Here is a 12268-nt window from a genome sequence, read left to right as displayed (position 1 = left end):
GTGTTTGGTCTTTGGCCCCCCGGCTCCCCCCCCCCCCCCGGCCGGGTTTCCGGCCTTCGGTGGGGTCCCCCCCGCCAAACCAAACACCGCCCCCCCCGCGCCGGTGTGGGGTCCGCGGGCCGCCAACCCGACCTACGCCTCACATCTCCGCGATTCGCACCCAGGCGCGCTCGCGGGCCGAGCGCAGGGCGGCGGCGGTCACGCGGTCGACCTCCCAGCCATCGCGGAAGGTCGGCCAGACCGGCCGCCCGGTCGCCACCGCCTCGAGGAAGTCACGCGCCTCGATGACGATCTGCTCGTTGTAGCCGGTGCCATGGCCGACGCCCTGGTTGAAGGCCAGGTAGTCGGGATGCGCCGGCCCGGTCAGCAGGCGCTGAAAACCCTGGCGCGCCGCCGGCCGGGCGGCGTCGTACAGCCACAGCTCGTTCTGGTTCTCCTGGTCGAAGGCCAGGGCGCCCTTGGTGCCGGTGATGCGGTAGGTGTAGCCCATCTTCCGCCCGGCGGCGACGCGGCTGAAGCTGAGCGACCCGGTGGCGCCGCTGGCGAAGCGCAGCAGCATCTGCCCCTGGTCGTCATTCTCCACCCGCTCCTCGCCCTCGGGACCGGAGCGCGTCGCCCGGACGATATTGAGGTCGGCCACGAGCGAGTCGATCGGCCCGACCAGCCGCAGGCAGGCGTTGACGATGTGCGGGCCGACGTCGCCCAGCGCCCCGGCCTCGGTGCCGGTGACGATCCGGGTACGCCAGGAGGCCGGCGCCCGGGGATCGTGCAGGTAGTCCTCGACATGCTCGGCGGTGACCTGGATCACGTCACCGATCTCGCCGGAGTCGATGATCTGCTTGGCCAACTGGCTGGCCGGGGTGCGGATGTAGTTGAAGCCGACCATGGTGGCGACGCCCGCTTCCTCCGCCGCGTCGACCATCGCCCTGGATTCTGCCGGGTCGCAGCCCAGCGGCTTCTCGCAGAACACCGGCTTGCCCAGGCGCAGCGCCTCGGTCGCCATCGCCAGATGGGTGCGCGGCGGGGTGGCGATGATCACGGCGTCGACCGCCGGGTCGGCCACCAGCGCCCGCCAGTCCGCGGTCGACCGATTCCAGGCCCAGGCCCTGGCATGGGCGGCTGCACCCTCCTCCGTGGTGCTGCAGATCATCTCGCAGACCGGGACCAGCGGCGGCTGGAAGGCCGTCCGCACCAGCTGCAGGCCGATGGAGTGGGCCTTGCCCATGTAGCCGGCGCCGATCAGCCCGATCCGAAGCGTCCCCGTCATTCGCCGTTCCTCCCTGGTCCGCGTGATCCTACCCCGCGGGAACTCTACCGGTCTCGATCCGGTTTGCAAGCGCTTGCAATTCGGATTACGCTGCGGCATCCGACAGGGAGGAACGGCATGAAGACCTACACACCGGACACGATCGACCCGGCCGCGATCGTGTCGGAACTGCTGGACGGCGCAGGCGCGGTGGTGCTGCGCGGCCTGTTCACGCCGGTCGAGATCGCCGAGGCGCGGGCCGTGGTGATGCGCGAATCCGAGGGCAGCACGCCCAAGGTCACGCATTTCCAGGGCGCCGCCGAGCAGGAGGGCAAGATCGCCCTGCAGCGCCGGGTGTGGAACCTGCTGGCCAAGGGCGAGGTGTTCTCGCGCATGGCCGCGCATCCGGCGCTGATGGCGGTGATGCGCGCCTTCCTCGGCAGCGAGTTCATCATGGGGTCGATCGCGGCCAACCGCATCCTGCCCGGCGGCCCGGGCCAGGAGCCGCATATCGACTATCCCTACTGGGACCTTCACAAGCCGGAATCGCATCCGGTGCGGATCAACGCCTCCTTCCCGCTGAACGCCCAGGCGACGATCCTGCTCGACCCCTTCACCGAGGAGACCGGCGCCACCGCCTATGTGCCCGGCACGCAGAAGGAGTTGCGCTACCCGGCGGAGAGCGACCGCTTCCACGAACGCTGCGCCCGCATGCTGGGCGAGCCGGGCGACACGGTGGTGTTCTTCGGCGCGGTCTGGCACTGCGCCATGCCGAACCGGTCGCGGCAGGATCGCTCGGCGATCCTGATCCAGTACCTGCCGAAATTCGTGAAGCCGATGGAAGACATGCCGACCGCCCTGCCCCGCGCCTTCGTCGAGCAGGCCAGCCCCGACCTGCGCCAGCTGCTGGGCCTCAACTACCCTTATCCGGAAGTGCTGGACGCGGCCAAGGCCGGCAACGCCGAAGGCCGGACGATGATGGCGACGCGATAGGGCTGCCGAAGGCTGGTCAACTGTCATGGCTTGCTCAATCTCGAGCAGCCGCCCGGAACGGGGCCGGCGCCCAGGGGCGGTCGCCGACCGCCTCCGCCACCGTCGCCACCTGCGGCTGCGGACCGGAGAGGTCGACCGTGATGCCACCGGCGCGGCGCAGGTCGAAACGGTCCCAGACACCGAAGCGCGGCCGGCACCAGCCCGGCGCCACCAGATCCGTGATCACCAGATCTGCCACGGCGCAATCATCATCGAAGCCCGCGCCGCTGCGGGTGAAGGCCACCGTCCGATCGCCGAAGCGGTAGAGGCAGCCGCGCGGGTCGCAGGCCAGCCGGTCGCCGGCGGCCGTCCCCTGCTGCGGCCAGGGTACGTCCTCTGCCGCGGCCTCGGCCCGCAGCCAGATCTCGCGGATGAAGCGCTCGCTGCGGCGGGTCGAGAAGGCCAGGCCGCCCTCCGGCACCCGCACCGCCGCCAGCCGGCCGCTGCCGTCGACCAGGATCTGCGGCGACGGCGCGGTCAGCGCCGCGACCAGCACCACCGGCATGGCGAGCAGACCCAGCAGGCGCAGCCGCCCCCCGGCGAGGCACAGCCACAGCCCGCCGATGGCGCCGGCGACCAGGCCCCAGGCCGGGAGCGCCGGCACCGCGAAGGCGGCCAGCGGCCAGGACGAGACGGTGTTCGCCACCCACAGCATCGCCTCGATGCCCCAGCCCAGCAGCGGCAGCACCCAGCCGTCGAGGCCGAGCAGCATGGCCGGATAGGCCAGCAGCACGCAGGGCATGATCCACAGCGAGGTCAGCGGGATCGCCATCAGGTTGGCGGCCACGGCCAGCGGGGCGAAGCGCTGGAAATGATAGATGGCGAAGGGCGTGGTCGCGATGGTGGCGACCAGCGTGGTCAGCACGATGCCGCCGAGATAGAACAGGATCCGGCGCACCGGCCCGGCCTCGGCCCGCCACCCGGCGAGATGCGGCCGCAGCGCCTCATAGGCCGCGATCAGCGCGATCACTGCAGCGAAGGACATCTGGAAGCTCGGCCCCGGCAGCGCCTCGGGCACCACCAGCAGCACCGCGGTCGCGGCCAGGGCGACCAGCCGCATCGAGATCGCCACCCGGTCGGCCATCACCGCCAGCAGCACCACGCCGGTCATGACGCAGGACCGCACCGTCGGCACCGAGGCGCCGACCAGGATGGTGTATCCGACGATGCCGAGCAGCGCGATGCCGGCGGCCCATTTCTTGATCGGCCGGCGCAGCGCCACCGGCTCGATCAGCGCCAGCCCCAGCCGGATGCCGCCGAGCAGCAGGATCGCCACCAGGCTGATATGGATGCCGGAGATTGACAGCAGATGGGCCAGGCCGGAATCGCGCATCGCCTCATTGGCCTGGTCGCTGATTCCGGCGCGCTCGCCGGTCAGGAAGGCGACGGCGATGGCCCCGGCGTCGCCTTCCACCTGCGCGCGCACCCGGGCGGCGATACCGTCCTGCAGCCGGGCCAGGCTGGACCGCGCCGGGTCGGTCTCGTTCAGGCGCTCGACCCGGCCCATGGCGAAGCCGGTGCCGCCGATGCCCTGGAAGAACAGCTGCCGCCGGAAGTCGAAGCCGCCCGGATAGGCCGGCCCGTCCACCGGCGCCAGCGTCGCCCGCACCCGGATCCGGTCCCCGGCCGCCGGCACCGCCTCCGCGCCCAGCAGCCGCAGCCGGACAGCGGCCGGCGTCGCCTCCGGCGCCAGCCCCTCCAGGGCCAGGTCGCCGAGCACGACGCGCACGCCCTGCGGCAGCAGATCGACCGTCTCGACCGTGCCGGTCACCAGGCCGCGGCGCTCGCGGTCGAGCAGCGGCGCCGCCACCGCCCGGGTGCGCAGCTCCGCCGCCAGGAAGCCGACGGCGACGGCCAGCAGCAGCGCGGCGAAGCCCAGCGCCCGCGGCCGCCGGCGCAGCAGCAGCACCAGCAGGCCGGACAGGATCAGCGCGCCGAAGCCCGCGGCCAGCGGCGGCTCCGACGGCAAAGCGAAATAGAGGCCGATACCGGTGCCGAGGCCGCAGGGCACCAGCAACACCAGGCGGCGCCGCACGCCGCCGGCCAACGCGTCGGCCAGCCCCGCCCAGTCCGGCCGGGCGATCCCCCATCCGCCGGGGCTGAGCCGCCGCAGCGATGCCCGCACGGATCTCGGACCTCCGACCGATGCCCCCGCATTAGCCATCGCCCGAAGGCCTATGCTATGGACCTCTCGCACTGATCCTAGCAGCCTCTGTGGAATTTGGCCCATGACGGTCGTGACCCGCTTCGCTCCCTCCCCGACCGGCTACCTGCATATCGGCGGGGCCCGGACGGCCCTGTACAACTGGCTCTATGCCCGCCATCACGGCGGCGTCTTCCGCCTGCGCATCGAGGACACCGACCGCGCCCGCTCCAGCGAGGATGCGGTGCGGAAGATCATCGACGGGCTGGCCTGGTTCGGGCTGGATTGGGACGAGGAGATCGTGTCGCAGTTCGAGCGGCGGGAGCGGCATGCCGAGGTCGCGCGCAAGCTGCTGGCCGAGGGCAAGGCCTATCACTGCTGGCTCCAGCCGGCCGAGCTGGAGGCGCTGCGCGAGCAGGCCAAGGCCGAGGGCAAGCCCTGGGCCTATTACACCAGCTATTGGCGCGACCGTGATCCGGCCGAGGCGCCGAAGGGCCTCGATCCGGTGATCCGGCTGCGGGCGCCGCGGACCGGCGAGACCACGGTCGAGGACAAGGTCCAGGGCCCGGTCACGGTGCAGAACGACCAGCTCGACGACATGGTGCTGCTGCGCGCCGACGGCACGCCGGTCTACATGCTGTCGGTGGTGGTCGACGACATCGACATGGGCATCACCCAGATCATCCGCGGCGACGACCACCTGACCAACACCTTCCGCCAGGTGCAGCTGTACAACGCCATCGGTGCGGCCCCGCCGGACTTCGCCCATATCCCGCTGATCCACGGGCCGGACGGGGCCAAGCTGTCGAAGCGGCACGGCGCGCTCGGCATCGAGGCGTATCGCGACATGGGCTACCTGCCGGCGGCGCTGCGCAACTACCTGCTGCGGCTCGGCTGGGGCCATGGCGACGAGGAGGTGATCCCGACCGACAAGGCGGTCGAGTGGTTCGACCTCGATGGCGTCGGCCGGTCGCCCTCGCGGCTCGACTTCGCCAAGCTCGAGAACCTGAACGGCATCTACATGCGCGAGACGCCGGATGCCGAGCTGCTGGAGCGGATCACGCCGAACCTGGAAACGGCGCTGGAGCGGTCGCTCGACGATGCCGACCGCGCCATCCTGCTGTTGGCTCTGAACGGGCTGAAGCAGCGGGCCAAGACGCTGGTCGAGCTGGCCGACAGCGCCCTGTTCTATCTCCGCTCCGGCCCGCTGCCGATCAACGAGGCGGCGCAGAAGATCCTGACCGGCGACGCCCGCGCCCTGCTCGGCCGGCTGCTGGCGGCGCTGTCCGGCCTCAATGATTGGACCGAGGCCGCGCTGGAGGCCGAGGTCAACCGCCTCGCCGAAACCGAGGGGCTGAAGCTCGGCAAAGTGGCGCAGCCGCTGCGCGCGGCATTGACCGGATCGAACGTGTCACCAGGTATCTTCGAGGTGGCCGCGATCCTCGGCCGGGACGAGACGCTGCGGCGGATCCGCGATGCTGCCGGCGCCCCTTAAACGGCTCCGGCAACTCATTGATCCGATTTTGCAATTCGGAAAACGCCTAAAAAACAGGCGATCGAAATCCGTTGTCGGGAGGGCCCAAGTCGCGTTGATCTTGCTCCGCCGCGCGACTATCCTCGCGGCCGACGGAGCGGATGACCTGCGTTTCCAGTACGAAGCCCCCGCTCAAGGACATCGTCATGCCCGATACGAAGACCCCCGTGGCGCAGAAAACCGTCACGCTGACCGACAACTCGACCGGCAAGTCGGTGGAGTTGCCTGTGATCGACGGGACCATGGGCCCGAGCGTCATCGACATCCGCAAGCTCTACGCCGAAACCGGGATGTTCACCTACGACCCCGGCTTCACCTCGACCGGCTCCTGCGACAGCCAGATCACCTTCATCGACGGCGACGAAGGCATCCTGCTGCACCGCGGCTACGCCATCGACGACCTGGCGGAGAAGAGCAACTTCCTCGAGGTCTGCTACCTGCTGCTCCATGGCGAGCTGCCGAACCCGGCCCAGGCGGCGGAGTTCGAGCACACCATCACCCGCCACACGATGGTGCATGAGCAGATCCACCATTTCTATCGCGGCTTCCGCCGCGACGCCCATCCGATGGCGGTGCTGTGCGGCGTCACCGGCGCGCTGTCGGCCTTCTACCACGACTCGACCGACATCCATGACCCGCGCCAGCGCGAGGTCGCGTCGCACCGGCTGATCGCCAAGCTGCCGACGCTGGCCGCCATGGCCTACAAGTATTCGGTCGGCCAGCCCTTCATGTACCCGCGGAACGACCTCAGCTTCGCCGAGAACTTCCTGTACATGACCTTCGCCGTGCCGGCGGAGCCGTACAAGGTCAGCCCGGTGCTGTCCCGCGCCATGGACCGCATCCTGATCCTGCACGCCGACCACGAGCAGAATGCCTCGACCTCGACCGTGCGCCTCGCCGGGTCCAGCGGCGCCAACCCCTTCGCCTGTATCGCCGCCGGCATCGCCTCGCTGTGGGGCCCGGCCCATGGCGGCGCCAACGAGGCGGTGCTGAAGATGCTGGGCGAGATCGGCAGCAAGGACCGAGTCGGCGAATACGTCAAGAAGGCCAAGGACAAGGACGATCCGTTCCGGCTGATGGGCTTCGGCCACCGCGTCTACAAGAACTACGATCCCCGCGCCAAGGTGATGCGCGCCACCTGCTACGAGGTGCTCGAGGAGCTCGGGGTCAAAGACCCGCTCCTCGACCTGGCCATGGAGCTGGAGAAGATCGCGCTCGAGGACGAGTACTTCGTCGAGCGGAAGCTGTACCCGAATGTCGACTTCTATTCGGGGATCATCCTGAAGGCGATGGGCTTCCCGACCAGCATGTTCACCGTGCTGTTCGCCGTGGCCCGCACCGTCGGCTGGATCGCGCAGTGGACCGAGATGATCGGCGACCCGCACCAGAAGATCGGGCGGCCGCGCCAGCTCTTCACCGGGCACACGCAGCGCGATTTCGTACCGCTGAGCGAGCGTGGCTAAGCGAGGCACCCAGGTCGACCGCACCGGTCCGCGCGCCCCAGGGCGCCCGGGCCGGCCGGTCGGCGTCTCGACCCTGCCGCGGCCGGTGCCCCGGGCCGCGAATGCGAACCGGGCCCCGCTGCGCGCCAAGCTCCGCACCGCCGCCGCCATCCTCGCGGTCCTCGCCGGCGCGGCGCTGCTGACCTACCTTTTTTCCTGAGATTCAGCCTTCCGCGGGCCGGATCGGGAACAAATCCAGGACTCCTGACTTGACGGTGCACCGACATCCGGCGCCGCCGCGGAGAGCCCTATGACAAAGCTGATCTGCCTTCTGTTGGTCGCGGCAGCCCTCGTTAGCGGCTGCGTCTATGCCGGTGACGGCCATCCGCGCGGCGGCTACGGCAACAATTTCTGCCCGCCCGGACAGGCCAAGAAGGGCAATTGCTGACCGGCTGCGATCAGGCCCGACGCCGTCCCTCCCCGATCACGTCGAGCACCACCTGCGCCGCCCGGTCTCCCGGCACGGCGCCGTCCGGCAGCAGCATCATCCGCGCCACCTCGTCATAGGCCGCGCGCTGCGCCGCGACCGCCGCCGGATCGGTCAGGAGCGTGTCGATCGCGGCCGCGAGCTTCTCCGGCGTGCAGTTCTCCTGCAGCAGCTCCGGCACCGCCGGGCGGTCCAACATGATGTTGACCAGGTTGGCGTATTTCGTCGTGAGCATGCGCCGGACGACGAAGGCCGAGACCGGGTTGACGCGATAGGCGATCACGCTCGGCACTTGGGCCAGGCCCAGCTCCAGCGCCACCGTGCCGGACGCGGCGAGGGCGGCGTCGCTGGCGGCGAAGGCGTCGTATTTCTCGCCGTCGCCCTCGATCACGATCGGTGCGCCGGGCCAAGACCTGACCGCCTCGCGCACCGGTGCCGCCACCGTGTCGACCGTCGGCACGGCCACGCGCAGCCCCGGATGCCGGGATGCCAGCGCCCGCACCGTCTCGCCGAACACCGGCAGCAGCCGCTGGATCTCGCCGCGCCGGCTGCCGGGCAGCACGGTCAGCAGCCTGGCGTCCGGCGCGATGCCATGCGCCTGGCGGAAGCGGGCGCCGTCACCCTGCCCCGCCGCGGTCTCGATGATCGGATGGCCGACGTAGGTGGTGGCCAGCCCCTCGCGCTCGAACCAGGGCGGCTCGAACGGCAGCTGCACCATCAGATGATCGACCAGCCTGGCCAGCTTGCGCGCCCGGCCGGGCCGCCAGGCCCAGACCTTGGGCGCGACGAAATGCACGATCGGGAAGGTCCGGCCGGCCAGCCGCGCTGCGACCCGGGCGTTGAAGGCCAGGCCGTCGATCGAGATCAGCGCGTCCGGCTTCGCCGCCAGCGCCGCCTCGGCGGTGCGGCGGATCCGGTCGAACAGCCGCGGCAGCTGCGGCACCAGCTCGACCGCGCCCATCACCGCGATATCGCCCAACGGGAACAGGCTGACCAGCCCTTCCGCCGCCATCCGGGCGCCACCGACACCGCTGAAGCGCACGCCGTCGCCACAGCGCCGCTTCAGCGCCGCCATCAGGCTGGCGCCCATCAGGTCGCCCGAGGGCTCGGTCGCCACCAGGAAGATGTGCGGCGCGGCTGTACCGGCGGATGCCATCACTCGCCCTCCGCCAGGCAAAGGACGAACAGGCCGTGCCGGTCGGCCGTCTGCCGCACCGCCTCGGCGTCGATGATCATGGCGCCGCCGGCCTCGACCACGATGCCGCGCAGCCCGGCGGCGGCGGCGAGCTCGACCGTGGTGACGCCGATCGTCGGCGGGTCCAGCCGGATGTCCTGCTGCGGCTTCTTGGCCTTGACCAGCACGCCGCCGGGGCCCGGCCGGGCCAGCGGGCCGCAGCGGCGCAGCATCGCGTCGGTGCCCTCCGCCGCCTCGACCGCCAGGACGTAGCCATGCTGCACCACCGCCCCCTGGCCGATGTCGAGCCGGCCGATCTCGCGCGCGATCTCGCGCGCCTTGGCGATGTCGGCCTGCGCCAGCTCGTCCGGCGTGGTCCGGGTCAGCAGGCCGGGCCTGGCCAGGAAGTCGTCGATCACCTCATGCAGGGCGACGAGGCGGAAGCCCTCCTCCTGCAGCACCCGGCGCAGCGCGGTCAGCAGCGCATCGTCGCCGAGCGAGGAAAAGCCGATGCGGGTCAGGATCCGCACCGCCTTGAAGTCGGGCATCAGCTCGAACAGGCTCGGCCGGCGGATGTTGCCGACCGGGCACAGCGTGTGGGCGCCCTGGCGCTTCAGCTCGTCGATCCAGCGGCCGGCGGCGCCCAGCCGGGTCCAGAAATGCGGCACCTGCCCGGCTTCGACCAGGGCCGGGTCGGTCATGCCGCGAAAGGCGACGACGACGAAGTCCCGCCCGCCCTGGCGGCACGCCTCGACCAGCCGCCCGGGCAGCGGGCCGGCGGCGGCGAGAATGCCGAGCTTATCCGGCATGCCGTCGGCGGGCCGGCTGCATCACATTGCGGCCGGAATCGGCGTCGATGAAGGCGAGGATGCGCTGCACCACCTCGTTATCGCCGAATTTCTGCCGCGTCGTCTCGATGCGTTCGGAAAACTGCGCCTCGCCGTCGAACAGCGTGCGGTAGGCGGCGAGCAGCGACTGGATCTGCGGCTTGTTGAAGCCGCGGCGTTTCAGCCCGACCAGGTTCAGCCCGTTCAGCGTCGCGGTCTCGCCGATCGCCAGGCCGAAGGGGATGATGTCGTTGCGCACCGGCGTCATGCCGCCGACGAAGCTGTGGGCCCCCAGCCGGAGATGCTGGTGGATGGCGCTGTTGCCGCCGATGATGACGTGGTCCTCGATCGTCACATGCCCGGCCAGCACGGCGTTGTTGGCCATGATGATGTGGCTGCCGAGGATGCAGTCATGGGCGACATGCGTGTTCACCATGAACATGCAGTTGTCGCCGACCACGGTCTTCATCTTGTCGCCGCGCGTGCCCGGATTCATGGTCACGTGCTCGCGGATCACGTTGTTGGCGCCGATGATCAGCTGCGATTTCTCGCCGGAGAACTTCAGGTCCTGGGGCGGCAGGCCGAGCGAGACGAAGGGAAACACCTTCGTCTTCGGCCCGATGCTGGTGCGGCCGGCGACCACGACATGCGAGATCAGCTCGACCTCGTCGCCCAGCTCGACATCGGGGCCGACGGTGCAGAACGGACCGATCTTGACGCCGGCCCCGAGCTTCGCCGCGGGGTCGACCAGGGCCATCGGATGAATGGTGGAAGAACTCATAGATCGTCCATGATCATGGCGGCGAACTCCGCCTGCGCCACCAGCACGTCGTCGACCTTCACCTCGCTGGAGAACTTCCAGACGTTGCGGCGATGTTGCAGCTTCTTGACATGGACCCGCAGGCTGTCGCCCGGCGTCACCGGCCGGCGGAAGCGGGCGTTGTCGACGGTCATGAAGTAGACCAGCTTGCCCTTGGCGTCCTCGCCCAGCGTCGCGACGACCAGCACGGCCGCGGTCTGCGCCATGGATTCGACGATCATCACGCCCGGCATCACCGGGTAGCGCGGGAAGTGGCCCTGGAAGAAGCCCTCGTTGATGGTGACGTTCTTGATCCCGGTGCAACTCACGTCCGGCACCACATCGATCACCCGATCCACCAGGATCATCGGATAGCGATGCGGGATCATCTCCATGATCTTGAGGATGTCCAGCTGCGACATGTTCTTCTTGTCGCCGGCGGCTCCGTCCATCTCAGTCGCCCTTCCCTTCGGCTAGACGCGCTAGCATGACCTGCTGCCGGAAAAACTGCCGCTTCGGGATCGCGGGCGCGCCCACCACCTCGGCACCGGGGTCGACATCGCGCATCACCCCCGCATTCGCGGCGATCTTCGCCCCCGCACCGATGGTGAGATGGCCCGCGACACCAGCCTTGGCAGCCAGAACGGCGAAATCGCCCAACTTGGTGCTCCCCGCCACGCCTGCCTGCGCGACGATGACGGCGCCTCGTCCGACCTGCACGTTGTGCCCGATCTGCACCAGATTATCAATCATCGCCCCCCGGCCGATCACCGTATCCGGGCCGGCCCCGCGGTCGATGGTGGAGTTGGCGCCGACCTCGACATCGTCCTCGATGATGACGCGGCCGAGCTGCGGCAGCCGAACATGGCCTTCGGCGTCCATGGCGAAGCCGAATCCGTCCTGGCCGATGCGGGCGCCGGGATAGATCGTGACCCGCGCCCCCACCAGGCAATGGCTCAGCGAGGCGCCCGCCCCGACGACGCTGCGCTCGCCCAGCACCACGCCGGCGCCGATCACGGCGTTCGGGCCGATCCGGCAGCCCGCGCCGATCTCGGCCCCGGCCTCGACCACGGCGCCCGGCCCGATCTCCACCCCCTCGCCGATCGCCGCATTCCGGTCGACCGCCGCGGACGCGGCGATGCCCGGCCGCGCCGCCGGCGCCGGGAAGAAGGCCTGGGCGATCAGCGCATAGCCCTTGTACGGCTTCGGCGTCAGCAGCAGCGCCATGCCGGCCGGAGCCCGGTCGGCCAGGGCCGGCGCGACCACGCAGGCGCCGGCCTTGCTGGCGGCGAAGGCGTCGACATATTTGCGGTTGTCGAGGAAGCTGATGTCGTCCGGGCCGGCGGCGTCGAGCGGCGCGACGCTGGCGATCGGCCGGTCCGGGTCTGCCCCCGGCGCCAGGGTCGCGCCGGCGATCTCGGCGAGGCGACCGAGCGGAAACGGACCGGCGCTGCGAAAGAATCGCGGATCGGGCATGGGCGCACTCTCAGTTCACGGCTGGCGGGCAGCGGCGATCCCGCGCCGATCAACGAAAGCGGCGGCCGCCCAAACCCCGCCCGCCGGGAATTGAGCCCCCCCCGCACC

The 12268-nt window shown here is 70.3% G+C and carries 12 protein-coding genes; 5 read left to right on the top strand and 7 right to left on the bottom strand.

Annotated features, from left to right (window positions below; genetic code table 11):
- Window positions 1-139: 139 nt before the first annotated feature.
- Complete coding sequence (locus AAHM41_RS35255; protein WP_342241306.1) at window positions 140-1267, bottom strand: Gfo/Idh/MocA family protein; 1128 nt, start codon at window positions 1265-1267, stop codon at window positions 140-142.
- Between the two features lie 117 nt (window positions 1268-1384).
- Between AAHM41_RS35255 and AAHM41_RS35250 the strand changes: the two genes are divergently transcribed.
- On the top strand, window positions 1385-2239 hold the full coding sequence (locus tag AAHM41_RS35250) for a phytanoyl-CoA dioxygenase family protein (RefSeq protein WP_342241305.1): 855 nt from the start codon (window positions 1385-1387) through the stop codon (window positions 2237-2239).
- A 34-nt stretch (window positions 2240-2273) separates the two neighbouring features.
- Here AAHM41_RS35250 and AAHM41_RS35245 read toward each other — a convergent pair whose 3' ends face one another.
- Complete coding sequence (locus tag AAHM41_RS35245) at window positions 2274-4403, bottom strand: ComEC/Rec2 family competence protein (RefSeq protein WP_342241304.1); 2130 nt, start codon at window positions 4401-4403, stop codon at window positions 2274-2276.
- Window positions 4404-4506: 103 nt separating this feature from the next.
- On the opposite strand from AAHM41_RS35245, the gene gltX reads away from it, so the two are divergent.
- The 4 genes from gltX (at window position 4507) to AAHM41_RS35225 (ending at window position 7845) form a co-directional block, all read left to right on the top strand.
- Window positions 4507-5916: a glutamate--tRNA ligase gene (gene gltX / locus AAHM41_RS35240; protein ID WP_342241303.1), complete on the top strand. Its 1410-nt coding sequence runs from the start codon at window positions 4507-4509 to the stop codon at window positions 5914-5916.
- A 185-nt stretch (window positions 5917-6101) separates the two neighbouring features.
- Window positions 6102-7418 (top strand): citrate synthase, encoded by a 1317-nt coding sequence (locus AAHM41_RS35235; RefSeq protein ID WP_342241302.1) that lies wholly within the window; start codon window positions 6102-6104, stop codon window positions 7416-7418.
- Window positions 7411-7617, top strand: a complete 207-nt coding sequence (locus AAHM41_RS35230; RefSeq protein WP_342241301.1) for a hypothetical protein — start codon at window positions 7411-7413, stop codon at window positions 7615-7617. Before AAHM41_RS35235 ends, AAHM41_RS35230 begins: the two co-directional genes overlap by 8 nt.
- A 90-nt stretch (window positions 7618-7707) precedes the next feature.
- Entirely contained in the window at window positions 7708-7845 is a 138-nt protein-coding gene (locus AAHM41_RS35225) for a hypothetical protein (protein ID WP_342241300.1), read from the top strand.
- A gap of 10 nt (window positions 7846-7855) precedes the next feature.
- Here AAHM41_RS35225 and lpxB read toward each other — a convergent pair whose 3' ends face one another.
- Genes lpxB through lpxD form a run of 5 tightly spaced genes read right to left on the bottom strand, consistent with a single transcriptional unit; the run spans window position 7856 to window position 12160 of the window.
- Entirely contained in the window at window positions 7856-9040 is a 1185-nt protein-coding gene (gene lpxB, locus AAHM41_RS35220; protein WP_342241299.1) for a lipid-A-disaccharide synthase, read from the bottom strand.
- Window positions 9040-9867: an LpxI family protein gene (locus AAHM41_RS35215; RefSeq protein ID WP_342241298.1), complete on the bottom strand. Its 828-nt coding sequence runs from the start codon at window positions 9865-9867 to the stop codon at window positions 9040-9042. The genes lpxB and AAHM41_RS35215 overlap by 1 nt, the downstream gene beginning before the upstream one ends.
- Entirely contained in the window at window positions 9857-10666 is an 810-nt protein-coding gene (lpxA, locus tag AAHM41_RS35210) for an acyl-ACP--UDP-N-acetylglucosamine O-acyltransferase (RefSeq protein WP_342241297.1), read from the bottom strand. Before lpxA ends, AAHM41_RS35215 begins: the two co-directional genes overlap by 11 nt.
- Window positions 10663-11136 carry a 3-hydroxyacyl-ACP dehydratase FabZ gene (fabZ, locus tag AAHM41_RS35205; protein WP_342241296.1) on the bottom strand — a complete coding sequence of 158 codons (474 nt, stop codon included), beginning with the start codon at window positions 11134-11136 and terminating at the stop codon, window positions 10663-10665. Before fabZ ends, lpxA begins: the two co-directional genes overlap by 4 nt.
- A gap of 1 nt (window position 11137) precedes the next feature.
- Complete coding sequence (gene lpxD, locus AAHM41_RS35200; RefSeq protein WP_342241295.1) at window positions 11138-12160, bottom strand: UDP-3-O-(3-hydroxymyristoyl)glucosamine N-acyltransferase; 1023 nt, start codon at window positions 12158-12160, stop codon at window positions 11138-11140.
- Window positions 12161-12268: the final 108 nt, after the last annotated feature.

This window comes from Inquilinus sp. OTU3971, assembly GCF_038440215.1.
The sequence above is the reverse complement of the archived record's forward strand: the minus strand, read 5'-3'. Positions and strand labels throughout refer to the sequence as shown.